This is a genomic window from Falsiroseomonas sp. E2-1-a20 (assembly GCF_051433195.1).
Classification (GTDB): Bacteria; Pseudomonadota; Alphaproteobacteria; order Acetobacterales; family Acetobacteraceae; genus Falsiroseomonas.
In genome coordinates this window covers 1-25,153 of sequence record NZ_JBHMFT010000025.1, presented here as the reverse complement: position 1 = coordinate 25,153, position 25,153 = coordinate 1, and the positions used below count along the sequence as shown (strand labels likewise).

Below are 25,153 nucleotides of genomic sequence, written 5' to 3'. Positions count from 1 at the left end.
GCGGCGGGGTGTCAGGTCATGTAACTTGACCGTGAGGCTGGCGTCCGGCGAGGCGCTGCCAACGACTTTGTAACCTTGATTGGCGCACTTGGCTTGGACCAGCTGTCTCGGGCGATGACCACGGCAGGACGGGATGGCAGGGCAGCCAGGCTGGCCGCGCCGGCACGCTGGTGGCTGGTAGCGGCGGTGCTGGCGCCGCTGCTGGTGCTGGGCGTCTCCGCCTGGCGGGCCTGGGAGGCCGCGTGGCAGGGCGCCGAGGCCGAGGTGGCGCGCACCGCGGATGCGGCGGCGGAATATGCCCGACGGCTGCTCGAGGCGCAGGTGCTGCGGCTGGACCGCGCGAACGACCTGCTGGCCGGCCTGGACGACGCCACGATCCGGGCGCGCGAGGCGGAGTTCAGCGCGGCGCTGAATGACTTGGCGGCGGAGCGTGGGCCGGCGAGCGAAGCCGGGTTCTACCTTTTCGTCTTTGACCGCGATGCAGCCCCGCTGGTCGCCGGCAACCTGCTGCCGGTGCCGGAGCCCAACCCGGTGCTGGCGCAACGCGACTTCAACCAGGCGCTGCGTGGGCCCGATGCGCCCTGGGTGCATGTCAGCCAGATCTATACCGGGCAGTCGACGCGGCGACCCTATTTCGCGGTGACGGCGCGGCGGTCCCAGACCGGCAACGGGCTGCCGGCGGAAGCCTATGACGGCATCGTCAATGCCTCGGTCTATCTTGAACAGGTGAACCCTTCCCTCGCCGCGCTGGCGGCGCCGGGGGATGTGGTGACGCTGCTGCGGGCGGATGGCGCGTTGCTGGCCCGGTCGGAAGGCTTTCCCGATGCTCCGGACGGTGCGCGGCTGAGCCCCGGCAGCCCGCTGCGCGCCCCGATGGCGGAGGGCGCGGAGCGGGCGGTGCTGCGCGCGACCTCGCGCCTCGACGGCGCCGAGCGGCTGATGGCGCTGCGGCGGGTGGGTGGCGACTGGCCGGTCTATGCGGCCTTGGGGCGGCAGCGCGCGACCATCGTGGCGGCCTGGCGGGATGCGGTGCTGCCGCAGGCGACCCTCGCGGGTTCCTCCGCCCTGCTGCTGGCGCTTCTGGCCCTGGCGGTGCAGCGGCGGCAGCGGGCGCTGGTGGCGGCGAACGCGGCCCTGGAACGGCGGGTGGAGGAGCGGACGCAGGATCTTCGCGACCGGGAAAGGCTGCTCCGCATGGCGCAGCAGGCGGCCAGCGCGGCATCCTGGTCCTGGGAGCCGGGCAGCGGACGGCTGCGGTGGTCGGAGGAGATGTACGGGCTGCTCGGGTGGGACGCGGCCGCGGATGGGGAGATCGGCGACCTCGAGGCCTTCCTGCCGCAGGTGCACCCGGAGGACCGGGAGAAGCTGCGCCTGGCGGCCACGGCGGCGCTTTCCGAGGGCAGCATGTCCCTCACCTTCCGCGTGTTCCGGCGGATGCCGGGTGGCCAGCGGGAGGTGGTGTGGCTGCTGTGCCGGGCGCGGCTGTACCCGGCCGAGGGCGGCGAGCCGGCGACGCTGATCGGCATCGACATCGACATCACGCAGCAGCGCCGTGCCGAGGAGCGCTTCGAGGTGGCCTCCGCCGCCATGTCCGGCTTCGTCTATGAGTGGGATTTCACCACCGGCCGGGTGGACCGGACCTCCGGCGTCGCGGCGCTGCTGGGCGTTGCGGTGCCGCCGGATATCGAGGCCTGGAACGCGCGCATCCACCCCGAGGATATCGCGCGCGTGCTGGCCACGGTGCGGCAGCTGGAGCAGGACCGGGGGCTGGAGGATTTCGCGCTGGAGTACCGGGTGCGGCGAGCCGATGGCGGCTGGGCCTGGCTGTGGGACCGGGGGCGCGCGACGCGCGACGATGCGGGTGGGCTGGTGCGCCTGATGGGTGGCGCGGTGGACGTGACGGCGCGGCGGCTGGCGGAGGAGCGCCAGGTGCTGTTGCTGCGGGAGGTGGACCATCGCGCCAAGAATGCGCTGGCGGTGGTGAAGGCGGCGCTGCGGCTGACGCCGCGGGAGGAACCGGAAGCCTTTGCCACGGCGGTCGAGGGCCGCATCGATGCGCTGGCCCGGGCGCAGGACCTGCTCTCCGAGACCAGCTGGGCCGGGACGGAGCTGTGCAGGGTGCTGGAGGGCGCGCTGGCGCCCTTCGCCGATGGGGCCGGCGGCCCGCGCGTGGTGCTGGAAGGACCGGCCATGGTCCTGGCGGCCTCTGCGATCCAGCCACTGGCCATGGCCGTGCATGAACTGGCGACCAACGCGACGAAGTACGGCGCGCTGTCGCGCGCGACCGGGGCGCTGCATGTGGCCTGGCGGGTGCGGGATGGGGCATTGCTGCTGGAATGGGTGGAGACCGGCGGGCCGCCGGCCGCGCCGCCGGCACGGCGCGGCTTCGGCTCGCGGGTGGTGGATACCACGGTGCGATCGCAACTCGGCGGCGGCACCGTCTGGCATTGGCTGGCCGAGGGGCTGCGACTCGACATCAGGCTGCCGGTGGCGCGCGTGCTGGCCGCGGAGGCAGTGCCGAAGGCGCGGGTCCCGGACGCCTCATCGACTGCGGGTTGAGGCGCCCTCGCGGCGGTTGATGGCGCCGCCGCCGGCGGAGTCCAGCACGGTGCCGGTGATGAAGCCGGCGGCGTCGGAACACAGGAACAGGACCGCCTCGGCGAATTCACCGGGTCGGATGGCGCGGCGCAGCAGGCCGCGGGCGGTGATCGCCTCGGCATAGCCTGCCGGCATGGCGACCTCCGCGCTGCCCTCGGCGAAGCCGGGGCGGGCGCAGTTCACGCGGACGCCGGACGAGCCGAGTTCGAGGGCGAAGGCGCGGGAGAGGTATTCCAGGCTGCATTTGGAGGCGCCGTAGGGCACGCCGTTGCCGCGGATGACCTCGGCCGCGGTGGAGCTGACATTGACGATGGCGCCGCGCCCCGCCTGCGCCATCGCGGCGCCGATGCCCTGCATCAGGCGGAAGGGCGCGCGGACGTTGATCGACTGGATGCGGTCGTATTCGGCGGGCGTTACCTCCATCAGCGGGATGAAGGGGTAGATGCCGGCGTTGTTGATGAGGATGTGCGGCGCGCCGCCGGCCAGGGCGGCGGCGGTGAGCGCATCGAGGGCGGCATCCTGCGCCAGGTCGGCGGCGTGCAGGGTGAGGCGGTGCGGCGGCAGGCCGGCGGGGGCGGGCAGCGCGGCCGGATCGCGGTCGGTCAGGAACAGGGTGGCGCCCTCGGCGGCGAAGGCGGCGGCGAGTTCGCGACCGTAGACGCCGGCGGCGCCGGTGATGACGACCTTGCGATCCTGGAAACGCATTCGGGCTGGCTCCTGGCTGCGGCGCGATGGCGGGAGGCTCGCATGCGCGGCGCCGGGCGCCGAGGGGCGTACGGAATTCGATGCGTGGTCGGCGAACTTCCCGCGGTGCGGAACGTTGTTGAGGCAGGCGCATCATCCGGTGCGCGACCAGCAAATGCGCGACGAAACTTTGCGCGACGGGGAATTGGGCTGCCATGGCGTTTCCGAAAGCCGCTTTCGTATTGGCGGTGGTCATTGCCGGCGGGGTCGGCGCGCTCGCATTCGGTGGCGGGCGCGTCGGTGCGCCGGGTGGGGAGGCGACCTCCGCGCCCATGCCGATGGGGGCCAGCGGGCATCCGGTGGAGGAGGAAGCGCGGGCGGTGGCGGCGGTGCGCGCGCATCTGCGGGAGGCGCGGGCCTCCGCCGATCTGTCGGGCGTCGTGCTGCATGCGGCGGGGCAGCCGGATGAGGTGGCGGTGTGCGGCACGCTGGAGGGTCAGCCCGTTGTCGCGCGCGTGCTGCTGTACCGGGCCGATGCGGCCGCCATCGCCGTGGCGGTGCGGGACGGCCGGGCGCCGCCGCAGGCCCGTGCCCCCATGGTGATCCTGGAAGCCGGGCCGGGCCTGCCGCGCTTCACGACGATGGGTGGGCCGTGGGATCGCTACTGCCGCGGGCCCCAGCCGGCACCGGCGTTGGTCCCGGCGGAGGTGATGAGCGCGCTGCCGGTGGTGGAGCAGGTGGCGGAGCCTGGCGCGCAGGGGCGCGTGGCGGTGATCTCGCCGGTAAGGGTGCGGGCCGGGCCGAGCGGCAGCGCCGAGATCCTGATGACGGCGCAGCGCGGCCAGGTGCTGACGGTGCATGCCGAGGCGGCGGGTGGCTGGCTGCAGGTGGGCGAGGATGGCGCGCCGCTGGGCTGGGCGCATTCCAGCCTGCTGGGCCCGGCGCCCTGAGGCAACGGGCCTGCCTGGCGGACGTTCAGTCCTGACAGCCAGGAGGCGATGATGATGCCGGATGCGAGGATGATCCCGGCCCTGCTGATGGTCTCGGCGCTGGCCGCGGGCCCTGCGCTGGCGCAGACCGCGGTCCCGGCGGACCCGCGCGGCCAGGCTGCGCCGGAAGCCGAGCGGCCACGGCCCGAGGACGACCAGCGCCGGCCGGACCGCTCGGGCGGTGGGCCGACGGGCAATGACATCGTGGGGGAGCGCGAGGGCGGTGGCGTGCCGCGGGGCGTGGTGCGGCCGCCGATGGGCATCGACCCGGGCATCCAGGGCAGCGTGCCGGTCCCGGCGCCGAACACCACGCCGGTGATCCCGCCGCCCGGCACGCCGGGGCGCGCGCCGGGCCTGGTGCCGCGCTGATCCGGCTTCGGAGGTCAGCGGCCGCGGATGGCGCCGACCTCGATTTCGACCAGCCGGGGTTCACCAGGCCGGCCACCCATGCGGCCGCCGCGGATGCGCGGGCCCCTGTCGTCCGTGCCCGGGTCCGGCATCTGCGTGCCCCTTCCCCCGAAGGTTCCGCGCTCGAGAACGCCGCCGTGGCCGGTCGGCGGCAGGCTGAAGGGCGTTTGACGGGGACCGGGCTAGGGCCGTTTCACCTGCGCCATGCACAGGTGAAACGGCCCTAGCTGTTGATTTGGCGCATTTTCCGAGCCGTCAGGCGTATCCGCCTGACTTGAAAATGCTCTAGCGGCTGCCGTGCTCGACCGCCGGGCCGGGGGGTGCCTTGCCGGGGTCCTTCGGCGTCTCGGCGGGCTGCTGCGGCGTGGGGTGGACGGCGGGGCCGACCGGCGCGGGGCCGGGGTCCGGTTTGCGGTCCGGCTTCGGGGGGCCGGGTTCCTGGGTGGCGGGGGATGACATCGGGCTGTCCTTTCGATCGTTCGGAATCGGAAGCATCACAACGCAAGGCAGCGCCGCGGGTTCGCGCACGGACAGGCGCGGCGGCGCATGCCATAAGCCGGCCAAACCGCATGCAGACCTGGGTTCCTCATGATCAGACTCGACAACATCAGCAAGCAGAACGGCCAGCAGCTTGTCTTCGTGGAGGCCTCCGCGGCGCTCCAGCGCGGCGAGAAGATCGGGCTGGTGGGGCCGAACGGGGCGGGCAAGACGACGCTGTTCCGCATGATCACGGGGCAGGAGCCGCCGGATGAGGGGATCGTGCTGGTCGACCGCGGCGTCAGCATCGGCTTCTTCAGCCAGGATGTCGGCGAGATGTCGGGCCGCAGCGCCGTCGCCGAGGTGATGGACGGCGCCGGCGCCGTCAGCACCGTGGCGGCGGAGCTGTCCGCGTTGGAAGCGGCGATGGCGGACCCGGACCAGGCGCATGACCTCGATCGCATCATCGAGCGCTTCGGCGAGGTGCAGGCGCGGTTCGAGGAACTCGACGGCTACGCGCTGGACGGGCGGGCGCGGGAAGTGCTGGCCGGGCTCAGTTTCAGCCAGGAGATGATGGACGGTGATGTCGGCGCGCTGTCCGGCGGCTGGAAGATGCGGGTCGCGCTGGCGCGCATCCTGCTGATGCGGCCGGACGTGATGCTGCTGGACGAACCGAGCAACCACCTGGACCTGGAAAGCCTGATCTGGCTGGAGACCTTCCTGACCGGCTATGACGGCGCGCTGCTGATGACCTCGCACGACCGCGAATTCATGAAGCGCATCGTCAACAAGATCATCGAGATCGATGGCGGCACGCTGACCGCCTATTCCGGCGGCTACGAATTCTACGAACAGCAGCGCGCGATGGCCGACAAGCAGCAGCAGGCGCAGTTCGAACGGCAGCAGGCGATGCTGGCGAAGGAGATCAACTTCATCGAGCGCTTCAAGGCGCGCGCCAGCCACGCGGCGCAGGTGCAGAGCCGGGTGAAGAAGCTGGAGAAAATCGACCGGGTGGAGCCGCCGAAGCGGCGCCAGACGGTGATGTTCGACCTGCCGCCGGCGCCGCGGTCCGGTGACGACGTGGCGAAGCTGCAGGGCGTGCACAAGCGCTACGGCCAGCGCGTGATCTATGACGGGCTGGACCTGCTGGTGCGGCGGCGGGAGCGCTGCTGCGTCATGGGCATCAACGGCGCGGGCAAATCCACGCTGCTGAAGCTGGTGACGGGATCGACCGAGCCGGATGCGGGGACCGTGACGCTCGGGGGCAGCGTGAAGCTGGGTTACTTTGCGCAGCACGCGATGGACCTTCTGGATGGCGAATTGAGCGTGTTCCAGTCGCTCGAAAATGCGTTTCCGCGCGCGGGACAGGGCGCGCTGCGGTCGCTGGCCGGCTGCTTCGGATTTTCGGGCGATGAGGTGGAGAAGCGCTGCCGGGTGCTGTCGGGGGGCGAGAAGGCGCGGCTGGTGATGGCGACGATGCTGTTCGACCCGCCGAATTTTCTGGTGCTGGACGAGCCGACCAATCACCTGGACATGGCGACGAAGGAGATGCTGATCGGGGCGTTGTCGCAGTTCGAGGGGACGATGCTGTTCGTCTCGCACGACCGGCATTTTCTGGCGGCGCTGTCGAACCGGGTGCTGGAGCTGACGCCGGAGGGGCTGCACCAGTATGATGGCGGGTACACGGAGTATGTGGCGCGGACCGGGCAGGAGGCGCCGGGGCTGCACGCCTGATGCCCGAGGAGCCCTCTCCCCCCGGGGGGGAGAGGGTTGGGTGAGGGGGCGCGTGACGCCAGCGCCATGTGCGATAGAACAGGATGAGGCTTCGCGGATTGCCCGCTTCGGCCGCCTGATTGGCAGGCCCCCCCATCACCCCGACCCTCTCCCCCCGTGGGGGGAGAGGGAGAAGGCGTCAGGCCAGGTCGAAGCGGTCGAGGTTCATGACCTTGGTCCAGGCGGCGACGAAATCCTTCACGAACTTCGCCTCCGCGCCGTTGCTGGCATAGACCTCGGCCAGGGCGCGGAGCTGGGAGTTGGAGCCGAAGACCAGGTCGACGCGGGTGCCGGTCCACTTCACCGCGCCGGTCTTGCGGTCGCGGCCTTCGAAGACGTCCGCCGCGTCGCTGGCGGGGCTCCAGGCGGTGCCCATGTCCAGCAGGTTGGTGAAGAAGTCGTTGGTCAGCGCATCCATCCGCTGCGTGAAGACGCCGTGCCGCGACCCGGCGACGTTGGCGTTCAGCGAACGCAGGCCGCCGATGAGGACCGTCATCTCCGGCGCCGTCAAAGTCAGAAGCTGGGCGCGATCGACCAGCAGTTCCTCCGCCGAGACGCTGTAGTTGGTCTTCAGGTAGTTGCGGAAGCCATCCGCCGTCGGATCCAGCACGCCGAAGCTGTCGACATCCGTCTGCTCCTGCGACGCATCGGTGCGGCCCGGGGTGAAGGGCACCTGCACGTCGTGGCCGGCGTTGTGCGCCGCCTTCTCCACCGCGGCGCAACCGGCGAGCACGATGAGGTCGGCGAGCGAGACCTGCTTGCCGCCGGGCTGGGATGCATTGAAGGATTTCTGGATGTCCTCCAGCGTCGTCAGCACGGTGGCGAGCTGGGCGGGTTCGTTCACCTCCCAGTCCTTCTGCGGCGCCAGGCGGAGGCGCGCGCCGTTGGCGCCGCCGCGCTTGTCGGAGGCGCGGTAGGTGGAGGCGGAGGCCCAGGCGGTGGCGACGAGCTGCGGGATCGACAGGCCGGAGGCGAGGATGCGCGACTTCAGCGCAGCCACGTCCTGCGAATCGACCAGCGGATGCGTCACCGGCGGGACCGGGTCCTGCCAGATCAGCTCCTCGGACGGCACGAGCGGGCCGAGGTAGCGGGCGGGCGGGCCCATGTCGCGATGCGTCAGCTTGTACCAGGCGCGGGCGAAGGCATCGGCGAACTGGTCGGGGTTCGCGTGGAAGCGCTTGGAGATTTCCAGGTAGGCCGGGTCCGTCTTCAGCGCCATGTCGGCCGTCGTCATCATCGGCGCGTGGCGCTTCGACGGGTCATGCGCATCCGGCACGGTGCCGGCGGCTTCCGGGTTCACCGGGGTCCACTGCCAGGCGCCGGCGGGGCTCTTCGTCAGCTCCCACTCGTAGTTCAGCAGGTTGTCGAAGTAGCCGTTGTCCCACTGCGTCGGGTTGTTGGTCCAGGCGCCCTCGATGCCGCTGGTGATGGTGTGGACACCCTTGCCGGTGCCGAAGGCGTTCTTCCAGCCGAGGCCCATCTCCTCGATGCTCGCACCCTCGGGTTCGCGGCCGACCAGCGCGGCGTCGCCGGCGCCGTGGCACTTGCCGAAGGTGTGGCCGCCGGCGGCGAGAGCCACCGTTTCCTCGTCGTTCATCGCCATGCGCGCGAAGGTCTCGCGGATGTCGCGGGCGGAGGCCATCGGGTCCGGCTGGCCGTTCGGGCCTTCCGGGTTCACGTAGATCAGGCCCATCTGCACGGCGGCGAGCGGGTTTTCCAGCGCGCGGTCACCGGTGTAGCGCTTGTCGCCGAGCCAGGTGTCCTCGTTGCCCCAGTAGATGTCTTCCTCCGGCTCCCAGATGTCGGCGCGGCCGCCGCCGAAGCCGAAGGTCTTGAAGCCCATGGATTCGAGCGCGCAGTTGCCGGTGAGGACCATGAGGTCCGCCCAGGACAGCGCATCGCCGTATTTCTGCTTGATCGGCCACAGCAGGCGGCGCGCCTTGTCCAGGTTGCCGTTGTCCGGCCAGCTGTTCAGGGGGGCGAAGCGCAGGGTGCCGGAGGAGGCGCCGCCGCGGCCATCGCCGGTGCGGTAGGTGCCGGCGCTGTGCCAGGCCATGCGGATGAAGAACGGGCCGTAATGGCCGTAGTCGGCGGGCCACCACTCCTGGCTGTCCGTCATCAGCGCGTAGAGGTCCTGGCGCACCGCCTCCAGGTCCAGCGTCTTGAACTTCTCGGCGTAGTTGAAGGCCGGGCCCATCGGGTCCGACAGGGCGGAATTCTGGTGCAGGATGCGGAGGTTGAGCTGGTTCGGCCACCAGTCGCGGTTGGACCGGCCGGCGAAGGTCGCGTTCTTGGGGGCGCCATGCATCACCGGGCACTTGCCGGCGATCGGGCCGCTGTTTCCGTCCATTTTGTTGACCTTTCCTGGCGTCGTGGCGCTGGCCGATGGTGCGGGCCGGCGCCTGGGAAGTGGCATGACCCCGGGGTCCGGGGCGGCTGGGGCATGATCCCTCAGCCATCACGCCTTAGGTAGCCAAATCCGCAGGAAAGGGAATGACCAAGAATCGAACGAGACGATTGATGGCGTCTATCGCAACCCACGAGGCGCGCGTGGGCGCTGCTTGAACCAGTGCGGGATGACCAGGCGTGGAGGAGGGGAAGGGATTCGAACCCTCGATAGGGTTTTACCCCTATAACGGTTTAGCAAACCGTCGCCTTCAGCCACTCGGCCACCCCTCCTCAGGGTGTGAAGTTGCACGACGTATGCCGGGGGGTTCTAGCGGGCTGGGGGCGGCGGAGCAAGCGGCTGCGCGGCGTGATGCTTGCGTGGCGCTGGTGGCGGGAACAAGCTTCACGGCAGGACAATGATCGGCCCGGCAAGGGCTGCGGGGGGAACGACAGATGCGGATCGGCGCCTTGGCCCTGGCGGGCGTTTTCGGCTGGGTGGCCCCTGCGGCCGCCGAGGTCTCGCGCTTCGAGATCACCGGCGCGGCGGAGCCGGCCTTCAACGGGCAGTCCTTCGGCGAAGCCGGGCGGTACGAGCGGATCGCGGCGCGGGCGACCCTGTCGCTGGACCCGGCGGACCCGCGCAACGCTGTGATCGTCGACCTGGACCGCGCGCCGCGCAACGCGCAGGGGCGCGTCGAGGCGGTGACGGAGGTGGTGATCCTGCGGCCGGCGGAGCCGCTGCGCGGCAACGGCACGATGATCGTGGAGGTGCCGAATCGCGGGCGGGAGCTGATGGGGGCGCTGTACAATGATGGCGCCGTCAACGCGCTGCTGCTGAACCGGGAGCCGGGCAACGGCTTCCTGATGCGCCAGGGCTACACCATGGTCTGGGTCGGCTGGCAGGCCGACATCCCGCCGGGCGAGGGCCGCGGCGCCGGGCTGCGGCTGGAGGCGCCGGTGGTGCCGGGCGTCACGGCGCGGTCGCGCGAGGAGTTCCTGTTCGACAACACCACCAGCCCGGTGACCGTGCGGCTGACCTATCCGGCAGCCAGCGAGGCGGGCGCGACGATCACCGCGCGGGTCCAGGCCGGGGATGCGCGGGAGACGCCGGCCGGGCTGTCCTTCCGCTTCCTGGACCCGCAGCGGATCGAGATCACGCGGCCGCCGGGGCTTGATGCCGGGGCGCTGTATGAATTCATCTACACGGCGAAGGACCCCACCGTGCAGGGCATCGCCTTCGCGGCGGTGCGGGACGTGGCGACCTTCCTGCGGCGGGAGCGGGGCGCGGCGAACCCGCTGGCGGTGGGCGGGCGGGTCGTGGTGGACCGGGCGGTGCTGCACGGCATCTCGCAATCCGGGCGGATGGTGCGGGACTACCTGTATCTCGGGTTCAACGAGGATGAGCGCGGCCGCCAGGTGTATGAGGCGATGCTGCCGCATATCCCGGGCACGCGGCGCAGCTACACCAATGCGCGCTTCGCCCAGCCTGGCCGCAACCCGACGCCGCATGCGGACCGGCATTACCCGGCCGACCAGTTCCCCTTCACCTATGCGGTGACGGAGGACCACCTGACCGGGCGGCGCGACGGGCTGCTGCTGCGCTGCCGCGTCAGCGCCACCTGCCCGCGCATCATGCAGACCGACAGCGAGTATGAGTTCTGGGGCGCGCGCGCCTCGCTGCTGGTGACGGATACGCAGGGCAACCACCTGGACCTGCCGCCGGAGGTGCGGGCCTATGCGCTGACCGGGCATCCGCATTTCGCGCCGGTGACGGCGGTGGCCAACCGGATCAACCGCTGTGCCCTGCCGGTGAACCCGCTGCAGGCCGGCGCCCCGATGCGGGCGCTGCTGGTGGCGATGGAAGCCTGGGTGCGGGAGGGGGTGGAGCCGCCGGCCAGCCGCTTCCCGATGCGGGCGCATGGCACGCTGGTGCCGGTGGAGGGCGCCTATCCCGCAATCCCGGCGCTGGGCTACCGCGGCACGGTGGGGCCGGCGCAACTGGTGGACAATGAGGTGATCCCGCCGGTGGTGCGCGGGGAATACGTGGTGCTGGTGCCGCGGGTGGATGCGGATGGCAATGCGGTGGGCGGGCTGCGGACGCCGGTGATCGACGTGCCGAGGGCGACCTACACCGGGTGGAACCCGCGCTCGGCGGGGTTTGCGGAGGGGGCGCTGTGCTACAACACGGGCGCGGTGGTGCCGTTCGCGGCGACGCGGGCGGAGCGGGAGGCGGCGGGGGACCCGCGGCCATCGCTGGCCGAGCGGTATGCGACGCCGGAGGCCTATGTGGCGGCGGTGAAGGCGGCGGCGGAGCGGCTGGCGGCGGAGAGGCTGCTGCTGCCGGCGGATTTGGAGGGGATTGCGGCGGCGGCTTCCGGCGACAGCCTGGCAAGGTTGCGACGGTAGGGAGGCCCCCCTCACCCAACCCTCTCCCCCCAAGCGGGGGGAGAGGGCTTTTGTTACGACAAGGGGATTTCGAAGCCGCGCTGGGTGGCGGGGCGGGACATCAGGCGGTCGTACCAGGCGGCGACGTTGGGCAGGTCGTCGAAGGGGACCATGTGGCGCTCATGCCGCCAGGCCCAGCCGAGGATGGCGAAGTCCGCGATGCTGAGTTCGCCCGCCACGAAATCGCGGCCGGCGAGGCGGCGGTCCAGCACGCCGTACAGGCGCTTGGTCTCCGTGTGGTAGCGGTTGAAGCCGTAGTCGCGGGCCGGGCCCTCGGGCTGCATCAGGAAGTGGTGGACCTGGCCGGGCATCGGGCCGAAGCCGCCCATCTGCCACATCAGCCATTCGGTGACCTCGACCTTGCCGCGCGGGTCCTTCGGCATGAATTTCCCGGTTTTCTCGGCGAGGTACAGCAGGATCGCGCCGGATTCGAAGACGCTGATCGGGGTGCCGCCGGGGCCGTCCGGGTCGATGATCGCGGGGATGCGGTTGTTCGGGGAGATTTTCAGGAACGCGGGCTCGAACTGCTCGTTCTTGGAGATGTTCACCGTGTGGACGGCGTAGGGCAGCCCCATTTCCTCCAGGGCGACCGAGATCTTGCGGCCGTTCGGCGTGTTCCAGGTGTAGAGGTCGATCATGCGCGCGCGTCTCCTTGGCTTGCGGTTTGATCCCATGGCGCGACGGCCCGGGAAAGAGACAAGCGTGGTGCTTGACCGGGGGCCGGCGGGTTTGCGAGCCTGAGGCGGTGAACCCAGCCGCCATGATCGGCGCCGTGAGCCCCGGCGCCCGAGAGGAGGACACGCTCTGGGCGGTGATCGCCACCGCCGGGCGGAAGTCGCGCGTCGCCAATGTCTACCGCAGCCGGATGGCGGCGCTGGAGGACCGGGCGTGGCGGGCGCAGCAGGTCTCGGCCTATGAGGATTTCCTGCGGCGGTCGAAGCAGCCGGTGCCGCATTACAGCGTGGCGCCGGTCCGCCGCGCCGATCTGCCGAAGGGCTGGAGCCCCCTGCCCGCGCTGGGATTCCTGCGCGGGCAGTTCATCTGAGGGCGGCGCGGGCCTCTGCCGCCAGTTGTCCCGCCGTCGCGAGGTGCAGGTCCGTCCGGCGCGCGAGGTCGGAGAGCGACTCGGCCAGGTAGCGGATGCGGTGGGGGGCGCCGAACAGCCAGGGGTGGATGCCAAGCCCGAGCACGCGGCCGCCGCGGGGTTCGGCCAGCAGGCGGTCCAGCGCCTCCGCCACCAGGGCCGGCCAGCGCGTCACCGGGACGCGCCGCAGGTGCAGGGTCTGGACATCGTCCCATTCGGCGGGCGGCGGCAGGGCGAGCAGGCCGGAGGCGTGCAGGTAGGGCTCGTCGTCATTCGCCCAGTCCAGGCCGTAGGTGAAGCCGGCCTCGGCCAGCAGGCGCGTGGTGGCGGCGGTGGCGCCGTGGTCCTGGCCGAGCCAACCAGTGGCGCCGGGCCAGATTTTCGCGAGCGCGTCCCGCACCGAGGCGATGCCGGCGGCTTCCTCGGTCTCGGTGAGGCGGGAGGTGGTCATGCGGCTGGCAGATATGCCGTGCGCGACGGGTTCGTAGCCGCGCTCGCGGCAGGCGGCGATGAGTTCGGGGTGGCGTTCCGCGGCCATCAGGTTGACGGCGACGGAGGCCGGCAGGTGCAGGGCATCGAGCAGGTTCAGGATGCGCCAGGCGCCGATGCGGTTGCCGTAGTCGCGCTGGGTGTATCCGGTCCAGTCCGGGGAGCCGCTGAAGAAGGCGCCGCGGAAGCGGGGGTCGCGGTGGCTGTCGGCGGGGGGCGTGATCTCGGTGTGCTCGAGATGCAGCAGCAGGTAGACGGCGAGCTTTGTGCCACCGGGCCAGCGGAAATCGGGGCGGGATGGCTGCGAGCTGAAGGGGTGCAGGGCGTGGTCGGGGCCGGGGTGGGTCATCGGGGAGATGAGCCCTGTTCGAGCCCCGCAGCCCCCCTCACCCAACCCTCTCCCCCCGAGCGGGGGGAGAGGGCTTTTTCGTAGTGATGCGCGAAATACCAGTCGGCCATTTCGGCGCCGGTGGCGAACCAGATGCCGTCGTGGCGGCGGATGTGGGCCAGGAGCTGGTCGAGGAAGCGGATGCGGTGGGGGCGGCCCATGATGTAGGGGTGCAGGGCGATGCACATGACGCGCGGCTGCGTCGCACCTTCGGCGTAGAGCGTCTCGAACATGTCGAGTCCGGCGCGCAGGAAATCCTCGCCCTCCGCGGCGCCGGCGCCGATCATCACCGCGTCGTTCAGATCCATGGTGTAGGGCAGCGAGATCAGGCGGCCGGTGCGGGTGCGGATCGGGGTCGGCTGGTCGTCGTGATAGAAGTCGCAGAGGTAGGAGATGCCGGCTTCCACGACGAGGTCGGGCGTCAGCAGGGTGTTGGAGGCGGCGGGGGAGAACCAGCCGCGCAACTGCTTCCCCGTCATGCGGCGCCAGGCTTCGACGCTGGCCTCGATCTCGGCGCGCTCGGCGTCCTCGGGCAGGTTCCAGTGGTAGCGGGTGTTGAACAGCCCGTGGCTGAACACGTCCCAGTCGCGGGTCAGCATGGCGTCGAGGATCTCGGGGAACATCTCCCCGACCGCCATGCTGAAGGAGACGCTGCCGCGGATGCCGTGCAGGTCCAGCACCTGCATCATCCGCCAGACACCGGCGCGGTTGCCGTAGTCCTTCAGGGAATAGGACAGCACGTCCGGATGCGGCGTGCGGGGCCAGGGGTCGCGCGGGCTGCCCTGCTGGGCGGGCAGGAACTCGTAATGCTCGATGTTCGGACAGACCCAGACCGCCAGCCGCGCGTCGTTCGGCCAGGTGAGCCTGGGGCGGAACGGCAGCGGGGCGTGCGGGATGCGGTCCTCCGGCGCGATCATGCGGCAAGCTGGTCCTTCACGAAGCGGCCGTCGAGCATGATGGCGGGCATGTGACGCCCCTGGCCGGTCAGGAGGGAAAGATCCTTCAGCGGGTCGCCATCGACCACGATCAAATCGGCGAAGGCGCCGGTGGCGAGGGTGCCGATTTGGCCCTCCATGCGCAGCAGCTTCGCGGCGTGGATCGTGGTGCTGCGGATCACCTCGATGGCGGGCAGGACGCGGCCACGGATGGTGAACTCGTCCGACTGGTGGCGGTGCATCTCGCCGAGCAGATCGGTGCCGAAGGCCATGGTCAGGCCGGCGCGGTGCATCCTCTCAAGGCTTTCGAGGCCGGCCAGCCGCACCGTGTCGATCTTGCCGACGCTGACGGCATCGAGGCCGAGCGAGGCGCCCTCCGACTTCAGCGCCTCGTAGGTCACGAGTGTCGGGCAGGCGATGGCGCCGGCCTTGGCGGCGGTGCGGGCGGTGGCCTCCGTGATCAGGTTGCAGTGCTCCAGGCTGTGCACGCCGCATTCCACGGCGCGGGCGATCGCCTCGTCCGTGTAGAGGTGGGCGGCGACATAGGTCTGCGCCATGGCGGCTTCCTCGACCGCGGCGCGCATCTCGTCCTTGGAGTAGCCGAGGAAGGCGATGGGATCGGTGGGGGAGGCGACGCCGCCGTTGGCCATGATCTTTATGTAGTCCGCGCCGGCCTTGATCTCCTCCCGGCAGGCGCGGCGCACGGCATCGACGCCATCGGCGAGGCGGCCGAGGCAGCCGAGTCGGGCCTCCAGATAGGCCATGTCGCGGCTGTCGTGCCGGCCGCGGCCGTCGCTGTGGCCGCCGGTGGCGGAGATCGCCTTGCCGCAGATGATCATGCGGGGCGCGTCGAAATGGCCCTCGTCGCGGGCGAGGCGCAGGCCGTTGGTGGCGCCGCCGAGGTCGCGCAGCGTGGTGAAGCCGCGCATCAGCATGCCGTGCATGATCCTGGCCGCGCGGAAGGCGACCAGGGCATCCGGCAGCAGGGCGTGGCGGGCGAGGTTCACCTCGGAGGCGATGACGTGGACATGCGCGTCGATCAGGCCGGGCATCAGGGTGCGGCCGCGCAGGTCGACGGTGCGGGCGGCAGCCAAGTTCAGCGGCTTGTCGGAGACCTCCCGGATCCGGCCGTCCTCGACCAGCACATGGCCCTCGGCATCGGTGGTGCCGTCGAGCAGGCGGGCGTTGGCGAAGAGGGTGGCGGTCATCGGCGGCTCCGGGCGATAGTTGAGCCCAGGCTAGACCGGTTTGGCGGCGGGGCAAGGGAGGCGGCGATGGAGCGGGCGGCGTTCGAGGCGGGGCTGGCGCGGGATGGCTTCGGCGAGACGGTGGAGCGCAGCCTGGCGGCGGGGGAGGCGACGCCGGAGCATGCGCATCCGTTCGATGCCAGGTTGCTGATCCTGGCGGGGGAGCTGGTGCTGGAACAGGGCGGAGCGCGGCGGGCCTATCCGGCGGGGGCGGTGTTCGAGGTGGCGCGGGATGCGCGGCATGCGGAGGTCGCGGGGGCGGAGGGGGCGCGGTATGTGGCGGGGCGGCGGAGGTAGCGCAGGCCCTCACCCGGCCGCTGCGCGGCCACCCTCTCCCGCAAGCGGGAGAGGGATCAGAAGCTGATGTCGTCCTCGGCGAGGCGGGCGCGGATGAGGGATTTCGGGACCTTGCCGTAGCCGGATTTGGGCAGGGCGTCCCAGACCACGACGCGCAGCGGCTGCTTGTAGCGGGCGAGGCGGGGGGCGAGGTGGGCGAGGATCTCGGCCTCGGTCACCGACAAGCCCTCGCGGCAGACGAGGCAGGCGACGCCGGCCTCGCCCCATTTCGGGTGCGGCAGGCCGACGACCGCGACCTCGGCCACGGCGGCATGCGTCAGGATCGCCTCCTCGGCCTCGCGCGGATACACGTTGGAGCCGCCGGAGATGTACATGTCCGAGCCGCGGCCGGTGATGAACAGGAAGCCGCGGGCATCGAGGCGGCCGAGGTCGCCGGTGTGGAACCAGCCGCCGGCGAAGGCCTTCGCGTTCGCCTCGTCGTTCTCGAAGTAGCCGGCGAAGACGGCGGGGCCGCGGACGCAGATCTCGCCGATCTCGCCGGGCGGCAGGCGCGCGCCGTCCTCGGACTGGATGGAAATGTCCATGCCCGTGCGGGCGGTGCCGCAGCTTCCGGCGTTCTCCGGCCCGTGCTGGTCGGGGCGCAGGACGGTGATGTTGCCGGTGACTTCGCCGAGGCCGAAATACTGCACCAGGCAGGGGCCGAGCTTCGCCAGCGCTTCCTGCTGGTCGGCGGCATACATGGGCGCGCCGGCGTAGATGACGTGGCGCAGGCTGGAATGGTCGTGGCGGTCGGCGGCCGGGTGGCGGACCAGGGCCGTCAGGATCGTCGGCACGGTGAACATGTTGCTGGCGCGGTGGCGGGCGATGAGCGTGAAGGCGTCCTCGGGGTCCAGCTTCTCGCCGGGCAGCAGGATGGTGGCGGCGCCGCGCGCGACCTGGGCCAGCTGGTGGATGCCGGCGCCGTGCGACAGCGGCGCGACGACGAGGGAGGCGTCGCGTTCGGTGGTGCCGGGCATCAGGTCGGCCAGGTGGTTGGTTACCACGAAGGCCATCTGGCCGTGCGTCAGAACTGCCGCCTTGGGGCGGCCGGTGGTGCCGGAGGTGTAGAAGAACCAGCAGGGGTCGGCGTGTTCGACATCGGCCTCGTGGTCCGGCGGCGGCGGCGTGGCGGCGGCGAGCAGGGTTTCGTAGTCGTGCTCCCCTGCCCCGGCATCGCCCACGGCGATGACGTGGCGCAGATGCGGGTTGGCGTCGCGCACCGCCTCGGCATGCGCGGTGAAGCCACCGTCGCGCAGCAGGACGACGGCGCGGGAGGAGGCGCCCAGGTAGGACACCTCGGCGGGGGTCAGGCGGTAGTTGGTGGGGACCCAGACGGCGCCGATCTTGAAGCAGGCGAAGGTCGATTCGAACATCGCGTTGGTGTTGCGGGAGTGCACCAGCACACGGTCGCCCTTGGCGACGCCGAGGGCGCGGAGCGCCTGGGCCAGGCGGTCCACGCGGGCGTCGAGGTCCGCGAAGGTCCATGTGCGGTCGCGCCAGACCAGGGCGGGGTGGTCGGGGAGGCGGCGGGCGGTCTGGGTGAGGAGGCGGCCGAGATTCATGGCGGTGGCGCGAGGCCCCCTCACCCCGACGTCGCACTGCGACGGCGCTCCTCCCCCCGGAAGTGGGGGGAGAGGGCTATCGGCGGTGGCGGGGGGCATCAGACGGGCCTGTCGCCTTTTTCGACCTTCAGGGTGCGGTTGTCGGCGGCGGGCAGCATCTTCGCCGGGTCGCGCGTCACGACGATATCGAGGATCGTCGGCGTGTCCGTGTTCTCGAGGCCGGTGCGCAGCGCGCCGGCCAGCTTCTCGGGGTCCTCGACGCGGATGCCCTTGCAGCCCATGGTGTTGGCAATGTCGGAATAATTCATCTCGACCAGGTCGCTGGACTGGTAGCTGCCGGGGCCGAAGACGGCGTGCTGCAGGGCCTTCACGTAGCCGGAGGCGGCGTTGTTGAAGATGCAGGCGACGATGGGGGCGCCGACGCGGCGCGCGGTCTCCAGGTCGCCCATCGACATGTTGAAGCCGCCATCGCCGGTCAGCGCGACCACGCGGCGCTTCGGGCCGACGCCGATCTGTGCGCCGATGCCGCCGGGCACGCCGTAGCCGATGGAGGCGAAGCCGCGATCGGCGACGAAGCCGCGGCCGGCGCGCTTGGTGTCGAACAGCAGGCCGCCCCAATGGCCGGCGAAGCCGCCATCGGCGACCAGCACGGCGTCTTCCGGCAGGATGCGGTTCAACTCGCCCATCAGGCGGCCGACATTGATCGGCGTCTCGACGGATTCCAGCCGGTCCTTCGCGGATTCGAGCCAGGCGGCCATGCGCCGCGGCACCTCCGCGCACCATTCGGCGCGGCGGTCGGTGTGGCGGCCGAGGGCGGCGTGCAGATCCTCCAGCGTGCAGCGGGCGTCGCCGACGAGGGCCACGTCCTGGCGGGTGGTGCGGCCGATTTCCTCGGCGACGATGTCGGCGTGGATCAGCGGCACGCCGGGCGGGATGAGGGTGAAGCGCTTGGTGGCGATCTCGCCGAGCTTGCAGCCGACGACCAGCAGGCAGTCGCTCATCCCGATCAGGTCGTTGGCGATGCGGGAGTAGCGGCCGAAGACGCCGGCGGACAGCGCGTGGTTGCAGCCGATGGCGCCCTTGCCGGACATGGTGTGGGCGACGGGAATGCCCTGCGATTCGGCCAGGGCCAGCAGGGCCTCGTGCGCCTCGCTGATATGGATGCCGCCGCCTGCCAGGATCAAGGGGCGCTGGGCCTTGGCCAGCAGCGCTGCGGCGCGGGACAGATCGTCCTGCGCCGGGCGGGATCGGCGGGACTGGGCGCGCAGCGTGCCCGGGTCGAACCAGAAGTCGCCGGCGTCGAAATCATGTTCGCCATGCGCCACATCCTCCGGCACCGCGAGCAGCACCGGGCCGGGGCGGCCGGAGGTGGCGACGGCGAAGGCGCGGCGGATGTGCTCGGGGATGCGGGAGATGACCTCGACGCGGATCGCTTCCTTGACCAGCGGGCGCAGCACGTCGAATTGCCGTGCCTCCTGCGTCATGTTCTTCCAGGCGTGCTGGCGGTTGGCGTCGCCGATGATGGCGACCATCGGCATGCCGGCGTTGAAGGCCTCGGCCAGGCCGGTCGCCAGGTTCGTCGCACCCGGGCCGAGGGTGCCGTCCACCAGGCCGGGGCGGTTGGTGACGCGGGCATAGGCATCCGCCGCGAAGGCGCCGCAGCGCTCGTCGTTGATGAGGTGGTGCTGTACGCCGAGGACCCGGCAGGCTTCGTAGAACGGCAGTAGCTGAAACCCGCCCATGCCGAACATCGGGCCGGATTCGTGCAGCTTCAGCATCTCGGCCAGGGCGGCGCCGCCGGTCATGCGGCGGGTGGCGTTCGCGGACATGGTCACAGGCTCTCCAGCAGGCAGGCGACGAGGTCGCGGGTGGAATGGCCGATGCGGCCGCCACGACGGATGGCGACCTCGTTCAGGGCGGAGACGTAGCCGTCTTCCCAGCTGCTCATGCCATCGCCGATGCGGGCGGAGAAGCAGGAGACGGTGGCGCCGGCGATGCCGCGGGCGGCGAGCGCCGGGAGGCGGGAGGTGCCGGCGCCATCGATGCCGATGCCGGCGTCGTTGTAGATGGCGGCGAAGACATCGGCCTTCACCGCGCTGGCCGGCTTGCCGCCGAGCAGGCCGCCATGCGAGCCGGTGACGACGATGTGGCCGGCATCCTCCTGCGTCACCAGGCCGTTGGAATCGAGCGCGATGATGCGGAGGGGGCCATCCGTGGTGATTTCGCGCCGCGCCTCGTCCTTGGCGCCGGGCGCCTCGGCAGCCGGCAGGCGGGCGGCGATCAGGCGGGCCATGGCGGCGCGCACCGACATGCCGGGCACCAGGCCGAGCGCCGTGGCCGGGCCGTTGACGAGGGACAGCACGCCACGCGCCAGCATGTCCGCGCCATCGCCGATCCGGGCGGAGTGGTGGGATACGGCGGCAGCGGGGACGAAGCGACCCTCCAGCCAGTCCAGCCCGCCGACCCCTGCCCTTTCGCGGCCGATGCCGGCATCGTGCAGGATCAGCCCGGCGACGCCGAGGCGGGCGGCGTACCAGGCGGCATAGACGCCGCCATGGCTGGCGCAGCAGGCGACCAGGCCGCGCGAACTGGCGTCCAGTTGCGTCACGCTGTCCAGCACCAGCGGCGCGGCATCCGACATGCTTTGTACCTCCCCCGGCTTGATTCCTTCGCGCGCTGACGCATGCTCCGCAAGCCCCCCATCACGCGGGGGCGGGGAAACGGGGTGGCCGAATGACCGGGACGGGCGACAACCGCGCGCGATTGCTGGCGCTCTATACGATGATGTGCCGCATCCGCGCTTTCGAGGAGACCGCCCAGGCGGCGCACAAGGCGGGGGAGATTCCCGGGCCGCTGCATGTCTCGGTCGGGCAGGAGGCGGTGGCGGCGGGGGTCTGCCTGAACCTGCGGCGGGATGACCGCATCACCTCCAACCATCGCGGGCACGGGCATGCGCTGGCCAAGGGCGCGGGCGTGTCCGGCATGATGGAGGAGCTGTTCGGCCGCGCCGGCGGGCATTGCCGCGGCAAGGGCGGGTCCATGCACATCGCGGATTTCAGCGTCGGCATGCTGGGCGCCAATGGCGTGGTGGCAGGGGGCATCCCGATCGCGGTGGGGGCGGCGCAGGGGCTGAAGCTGCTCGGGCGGGATTCGATCGTCGCCTGCTTCTTCGGCGACGGCGCGATCAACCGCGGTCCGTTCCTGGAGGGGCTGAACTGGGCGGCGCTGTACCGGCTGCCGGTGCTGTTTGTCTGCGAGGACAATGGCGTGGCGGCCTTCACCGCGACCGCGAGCGTGACGGCGGGGCCGGGCGTCGCGGCACGGTCCGAGGCGCTGGGCGTGCCGGCGCTGAGCGTCGACGGCAACGACGCGGCGGCGGTGGATGCGGCGGCGTCGCGCCTGGTGGCGGAGATTCGCGGCGGATCGGGGCCGCAATTGCTGCACGCCACGACCTATCGCATCACCGGGCATACCAGCAGCGACCCGGCGGCCTGGCGGCGCGCGGAGGATGTGGCGGCGGCGCGGGCGGCGGAGCCGATCGGGCGGCTGGCCGCGCGGCTGGCGGCGGAGGGCGTGGCGGAGGCGACGCTGGAGGCGGTGCGCGGCGAGGCGTTCGGGGAAATGTCGGCCGCGCGGGCGGCGGCGCTGACGGCGCCCTGGCCGGACCCGGCCGTGGCCTGGGAAGACGTGCAGGGCCCAGCTAGCCAGCGGGGAGCCGCCTGAGATGGCCATGATCACGTTGGTGGAAGCCGCCCGGCTGGCCGCGCAGCAGGAGATGCGGCGCGATCCCAGCATCTGGGTGCTGGGCGAGGATGTCGCGCGCGGCGGGCTGTTCGGGCAGTATCGCGGCTTCCTGGAGGAGTTCGGCGAGGCCCGCATCGTCTCCACCCCGATCAGCGAAAGCGTCATCATGGGCGCCGGGCTTGGTGCGGCGCTGGTCGGCACGCGGCCGATCATCGAGATGCGGATCTTCGACTTCGTCATGTGCGCGATGGACGAGCTGGTGAACCAGGTCGCCAAGGTGCGCTACATGTTCGGCGGCCAGGCGCGGCCGGCGGTGGTGATCCGCATGCCGCACGGCATCTGGCGCAATTCCGCGGCGCAGCATTCGCAGACGCTGGAGAGCTGGTTCACGCATATTCCGGGTCTGGTGGTGGCGGTGCCGTCGACGCCCGCGGATGTGGCGGGCCTGCTGGTCTCGGCGATCCGCAGCGACGACCCGGTGCTGTTCTTCGACCCGAAGAACCTGTTTCCGCTGGTGGGCGAGGTGGCGGAGGTGATCGAGCCGATTCCGTTCGGCCAGGCGCGGCACGCGCGGGCCGGTGGCGACCTGACGCTGGTGACGTGGTCCGCCATCGTGCCGCAGGTGGAGGAGGCGGCGGAGATGCTGGCGGCGCGGGGCATCGCGGCGGATGTGCTGGATCTGCGGACGCTGTGGCCGTGGGATGAGGACGCCGTGGTCGAGTCCGTGCGGCGCACCGGGCGGCTGCTGGTGGTGCATGAGGCGGTGACCACCGGCGGCTTCGGCGGGGAGGTGGTGGCCCGTGTCGTGGAGCGGCTCGGCACGCAGGGCGTGAAGGCTGTGGCGCGGCTCGGGCAGGCGCGGGTGCCGGTGCCCTTCTCGCCACCGCTGGAGGATGCGCTGAAGGTGGATACGGCGAAGATCGTGGCGGCGGCCGAGGCGCTGATGCGCGCCTGAGGCGGGCGCTTGCTGCCATGCAGCATCGGTGCGGCACGTGACGCTCGCGCGGCCTTAGCCCGGCAAAGCCAACCTCGACCGGGCGCGGGCGAGGTTGCGCGCTTCGCAGAGGCGTGTGTAGCTTTCGACTGCGCAGCCCCGGCAAGGTGGCGCGCCAGGGGGAGCCAGGAGACGGTATGGCAACGGTTTCGGTGCGTCAGGCGCTCAAATCCTTCGGCACCACGCGCATCCTGCACGGCGTCGACGTGGAGATCGCGGATGGCGAATTCGTCGTCCTCGTCGGCCCCTCGGGTTGCGGCAAATCCACGCTGCTGCGGATGATCGCGGGGCTGGAGAACATCAGTGGCGGCGAGATCGCCATCGATGGCCGCGTCGTGAACAACGTGCCGCCGAAGGACCGGGACATCGCGATGGTGTTCCAGAACTACGCGCTGTACCCGCACATGACGGTGCGGCAGAACATGGCGTTCTCCATGAAGCTGGCGAAGGCGCCGGCCGCGATCATGGAGGAGGAGGTGCAGCGCGCCGCCAAGATCCTGGGCCTGGACGTGCTGCTGGACCGCTATCCGCGGCAGCTTTCTGGAGGGCAGCGGCAGCGCGTTGCCATGGGTCGCGCCATCGTGCGGCATCCGCAGGTCTTCCTGTTCGACGAGCCGCTGTCCAACCTGGATGCCAAGCTGCGCGTGCAGATGCGTTCCGAGATCCGCGAGTTGCAGCAGCGGCTGGCGACCACCACCATCTATGTGACGCATGACCAGATCGAGGCCATGACCATGGCCGACCAGATCGTGGTGATGAATGCCGGCCGGATCGAGCAGGCGGGTGCGCCGCTGGCGCTGTACGACAGGCCGGCGAACCTGTTCGTAGCGGGGTTCATTGGCAGCCCGGCGATGAACCTGCTGCCAGGATCGGTGGCGGATGGCGGCTTCCGGACCACCGGCGGCGCGCTGCTGCCGCTGCCGCCGCACGCGCACACCAACGTCGCCACCTACGGCATCCGGCCGGAGCATATGAGCCTGGCGGAGAACGGGGTGGAGGGCACCATCGTGCTGGTGGAGCCGACGGGGTCCGAGACACAGGTGACGCTGCGGGTGGGCGAGACGGTACTAACCGGCGCCTTCCGCGAGCGCGTGCAGGGACGACCCGGCGACAAGCTGCGGGTCCTGCCCGACCTCGGCATGGTGCATCTGTTCGGACCGGATGGAGCGCGCCTGGCGAACTGACAACCAAGAAACGCAAACAGGAGGAAGCAAGAAAATGGCACATCTGATTACCCGACGCGCCGCACTCGCCCTGACCGGATCGGCGCTCGCGCTTGGCCAGGCCGCAGCGCAGAGCGGCAACGCGATCCCGACCCAATCCGCGACGGCGCCCAGCCTGCCGATCGAGCAGGGCGCGACGCTGCGCATGCTGCGCCCCGTGCGCTTCGTCCAGCCGGATGAGGAGGTGTTCCGCGCCAATGCCGCGCGCTTCACGCAGCGAACCGGCGTCGAGGTCCGCGTCGACTTCGTGGGCTGGGAGGACATCACCCAGCAGACCGCCGTCACCGCGAATACGGGCGCCGGGCCGGACCTGATCATCGGCTTCAACGAGGCGCCGCACATCTACGCCGACAAGCTGCACGACTTGGCGGATGTCGCCACCTACATCGGCCAGAAATACGGTGGCTGGAAGACCATGGCGCAGCGCTACGGCAAGCGCGCCAACAGCGACATGTGGGTCGGCCTGCCTTTCGGGGCCTCCGGCGGCCCGCTGGTGTGGCGCAAGTCCACGCTGAACTCAGTCGGCTTCGACGCGCCCCCGGATGACCATGACCGCTACCTGAAGCTGTCGCAGGAGTTGAAGCGGGCGGGCAAGCCATCCGGCTTCGCGCTCGGCAATGCCGTGGGCGACGGCAACGGCTTCGCGCAGTGGCTGGTCTGGTCCTTCGGCGGCTACCTGGTGGACGAGGAGAACAACGTCGCCATCAACCGGCCGGAGACGATCCGCGCGCTGGAATATCTGAAGGAATTGTACCCGACCTTCATCCCCGGCACGATCGCCTGGGGCGACATCAGCAACAACCGGGCCTATTCCGCCGGCGAATGCCACATGACGGCGAACGGGGTGTCGCTGTACTTCTCGCTGAAAAACGATCCGGCCATGGCGGCGATCGCCGACGACACCTACATGTCACTGCTGCCTAAGGGGACGCAGCAGACCTCGCCGATGGCGGGGCTGACGCTGAACGCCATGGTGTTCAAGCACAGCCGCTTCCCGAACGCCTCCAAGGCCTTCCTGCAGTTCATGCTGGAGGCGGAGCAGTACGACCCATGGCTGCAGGCGAACCTTGGCTACTGGTCGCAGCCGCTGAACGCCTACAACGAGAGCGCGACGTGGTCGAGCGGCGACCCGAAGATCTCGGTGTTCAAGGGCGTCATGGATACGTCGTTCTACGCCGGCTACAAGGGGCCAATCAGCGAGGCCTCGGCGGCGGCAAATGCCAACTACGTCATGGTGCAGATGTGCGCCTCCGTCGCCTCCGGCCAGGCCACGCCGCAGCAGGCGGCGTCCGAGGCGGAGCGCCAGGCGCGCCGCTTCTTCCGCTCGCGCCGTTAGCAACCTGGTTGGGGGGGGGGGGGGGGGGGGGGGGGGGGGGGGGGGGGGAGGGG

General features: G+C 71.0%; 21 protein-coding genes and 1 tRNA gene. 11 read left to right on the top strand and 11 right to left on the bottom strand.

All coding sequences use genetic code 11. The annotated features are described in order from the left end of the window. Positions 1-93: 93 nt before the first annotated feature. Complete coding sequence (locus tag ACFHPP_RS23185; protein ID WP_437165613.1) at positions 94-2,559, top strand: PAS domain-containing protein; 2,466 nt, start codon at positions 94-96, stop codon at positions 2,557-2,559. Here ACFHPP_RS23185 and ACFHPP_RS23180 read toward each other — a convergent pair. Beyond that, positions 2,542-3,303, bottom strand: coding sequence for an SDR family NAD(P)-dependent oxidoreductase (locus ACFHPP_RS23180; RefSeq protein WP_437165612.1), 762 nt, complete (start codon positions 3,301-3,303; stop codon positions 2,542-2,544). The two genes, ACFHPP_RS23185 and ACFHPP_RS23180, sit on opposite strands and share 18 nt — an antisense overlap. Positions 3,304-3,497: 194 nt before the next feature. Here ACFHPP_RS23180 and ACFHPP_RS23175 point away from each other — a divergent pair, with 194 nt between their 5' ends. Together ACFHPP_RS23175 and ACFHPP_RS23170 are read left to right on the top strand one after the other, a co-directional pair. Next, positions 3,498-4,232 carry an SH3 domain-containing protein gene (locus tag ACFHPP_RS23175; RefSeq protein ID WP_437165611.1) on the top strand — a complete coding sequence of 245 codons (735 nt, stop codon included), beginning with the start codon at positions 3,498-3,500 and terminating at the stop codon, positions 4,230-4,232. A gap of 69 nt (positions 4,233-4,301) precedes the next feature. Continuing rightward, entirely contained in the window at positions 4,302-4,640 is a 339-nt protein-coding gene (locus tag ACFHPP_RS23170; RefSeq protein WP_437165610.1) for a hypothetical protein, read from the top strand. Positions 4,641-4,964: 324 nt separating this feature from the next. Here ACFHPP_RS23170 and ACFHPP_RS23165 read toward each other — a convergent pair whose 3' ends face one another. Next, positions 4,965-5,138: a hypothetical protein gene (locus ACFHPP_RS23165; RefSeq protein ID WP_437165609.1), complete on the bottom strand. Its 174-nt coding sequence runs from the start codon at positions 5,136-5,138 to the stop codon at positions 4,965-4,967. Positions 5,139-5,267: 129 nt separating this feature from the next. Between ACFHPP_RS23165 and abc-f the strand changes: the two genes are divergently transcribed. Further along, complete coding sequence (abc-f, locus tag ACFHPP_RS23160; protein WP_437165608.1) at positions 5,268-6,890, top strand: ribosomal protection-like ABC-F family protein; 1,623 nt, start codon at positions 5,268-5,270, stop codon at positions 6,888-6,890. Positions 6,891-7,068: 178 nt separating this feature from the next. On the opposite strand, the gene katG is transcribed toward abc-f, so the two are convergent. Together katG and ACFHPP_RS23150 are read right to left on the bottom strand one after the other, a co-directional pair. Beyond that, a complete protein-coding gene (katG, locus tag ACFHPP_RS23155) occupies positions 7,069-9,279 on the bottom strand; it encodes a catalase/peroxidase HPI (RefSeq protein ID WP_437165607.1) in 2,211 nt (736 codons plus the stop codon). Between the two features lie 237 nt (positions 9,280-9,516). Next, positions 9,517-9,608 (bottom strand) — tRNA-Ser (locus ACFHPP_RS23150). Between the two features lie 162 nt (positions 9,609-9,770). On the opposite strand from ACFHPP_RS23150, the gene ACFHPP_RS23145 reads away from it, so the two are divergent. Then, entirely contained in the window at positions 9,771-11,723 is a 1,953-nt protein-coding gene (locus tag ACFHPP_RS23145) for an alpha/beta hydrolase domain-containing protein (protein ID WP_437165606.1), read from the top strand. 53 nt (positions 11,724-11,776) lie between these two features. On the opposite strand, the gene ACFHPP_RS23140 is transcribed toward ACFHPP_RS23145, so the two are convergent. Next, the gene (locus ACFHPP_RS23140) at positions 11,777-12,400 is read right to left on the bottom strand and encodes a glutathione S-transferase family protein (RefSeq protein ID WP_437165605.1); all 624 of its coding nucleotides are present in this window, start codon (positions 12,398-12,400) and stop codon (positions 11,777-11,779) included. Between the two features lie 122 nt (positions 12,401-12,522). Here ACFHPP_RS23140 and ACFHPP_RS23135 point away from each other — a divergent pair, with 122 nt between their 5' ends. Then, complete coding sequence (locus ACFHPP_RS23135) at positions 12,523-12,807, top strand: hypothetical protein (RefSeq protein ID WP_437165604.1); 285 nt, start codon at positions 12,523-12,525, stop codon at positions 12,805-12,807. Here ACFHPP_RS23135 and ACFHPP_RS23130 read toward each other — a convergent pair. Genes ACFHPP_RS23130 through ACFHPP_RS23120 form a run of 3 tightly spaced genes read right to left on the bottom strand, consistent with a single transcriptional unit; the run spans position 12,800 to position 15,866 of the window. Then, on the bottom strand, positions 12,800-13,684 hold the full coding sequence (locus ACFHPP_RS23130) for a polysaccharide deacetylase family protein (protein ID WP_437165603.1): 885 nt from the start codon (positions 13,682-13,684) through the stop codon (positions 12,800-12,802). The genes ACFHPP_RS23135 and ACFHPP_RS23130 overlap by 8 nt on opposite strands. Continuing rightward, positions 13,681-14,640 carry a polysaccharide deacetylase family protein gene (locus tag ACFHPP_RS23125; RefSeq protein ID WP_437165602.1) on the bottom strand — a complete coding sequence of 320 codons (960 nt, stop codon included), beginning with the start codon at positions 14,638-14,640 and terminating at the stop codon, positions 13,681-13,683. Before ACFHPP_RS23125 ends, ACFHPP_RS23130 begins: the two co-directional genes overlap by 4 nt. After that, positions 14,637-15,866 carry an amidohydrolase family protein gene (locus tag ACFHPP_RS23120; RefSeq protein ID WP_437165601.1) on the bottom strand — a complete coding sequence of 410 codons (1,230 nt, stop codon included), beginning with the start codon at positions 15,864-15,866 and terminating at the stop codon, positions 14,637-14,639. Before ACFHPP_RS23120 ends, ACFHPP_RS23125 begins: the two co-directional genes overlap by 4 nt. 66 nt (positions 15,867-15,932) lie before the next feature. On the opposite strand from ACFHPP_RS23120, the gene ACFHPP_RS23115 reads away from it, so the two are divergent. After that, on the top strand, positions 15,933-16,202 hold the full coding sequence (locus ACFHPP_RS23115) for a cupin domain-containing protein (RefSeq protein ID WP_437165600.1): 270 nt from the start codon (positions 15,933-15,935) through the stop codon (positions 16,200-16,202). Between the two features lie 56 nt (positions 16,203-16,258). On the opposite strand, the gene ACFHPP_RS23110 is transcribed toward ACFHPP_RS23115, so the two are convergent. The 3 genes from ACFHPP_RS23110 to ACFHPP_RS23100 form a co-directional block, all read right to left on the bottom strand. Beyond that, positions 16,259-17,803: an acyl-CoA synthetase gene (locus ACFHPP_RS23110; RefSeq protein WP_437165599.1), complete on the bottom strand. Its 1,545-nt coding sequence runs from the start codon at positions 17,801-17,803 to the stop codon at positions 16,259-16,261. Between the two features lie 98 nt (positions 17,804-17,901). Next, positions 17,902-19,632 (bottom strand): thiamine pyrophosphate-binding protein, encoded by a 1,731-nt coding sequence (locus ACFHPP_RS23105; protein WP_437165598.1) that lies wholly within the window; start codon positions 19,630-19,632, stop codon positions 17,902-17,904. A gap of 2 nt (positions 19,633-19,634) precedes the next feature. Next, positions 19,635-20,444, bottom strand: a complete 810-nt coding sequence (locus ACFHPP_RS23100; RefSeq protein WP_437165597.1) for a hypothetical protein — start codon at positions 20,442-20,444, stop codon at positions 19,635-19,637. Positions 20,445-20,536: 92 nt separating this feature from the next. Here ACFHPP_RS23100 and ACFHPP_RS23095 point away from each other — a divergent pair, with 92 nt between their 5' ends. From ACFHPP_RS23095 to ACFHPP_RS23080, 4 genes are all read left to right on the top strand, one after another. Further along, on the top strand, positions 20,537-21,526 hold the full coding sequence (locus ACFHPP_RS23095) for a thiamine pyrophosphate-dependent dehydrogenase E1 component subunit alpha (RefSeq protein ID WP_437165596.1): 990 nt from the start codon (positions 20,537-20,539) through the stop codon (positions 21,524-21,526). 1 nt (position 21,527) lies between these two features. Further along, positions 21,528-22,502: an alpha-ketoacid dehydrogenase subunit beta gene (locus ACFHPP_RS23090; protein ID WP_437165595.1), complete on the top strand. Its 975-nt coding sequence runs from the start codon at positions 21,528-21,530 to the stop codon at positions 22,500-22,502. 176 nt (positions 22,503-22,678) lie between these two features. Continuing rightward, the gene (locus ACFHPP_RS23085; RefSeq protein WP_437165594.1) at positions 22,679-23,725 is read left to right on the top strand and encodes an ABC transporter ATP-binding protein; all 1,047 of its coding nucleotides are present in this window, start codon (positions 22,679-22,681) and stop codon (positions 23,723-23,725) included. A 34-nt stretch (positions 23,726-23,759) separates the two neighbouring features. Further along, positions 23,760-25,100 (top strand): ABC transporter substrate-binding protein, encoded by a 1,341-nt coding sequence (locus tag ACFHPP_RS23080; protein WP_437165593.1) that lies wholly within the window; start codon positions 23,760-23,762, stop codon positions 25,098-25,100. Positions 25,101-25,153 lie beyond the last annotated feature (53 nt).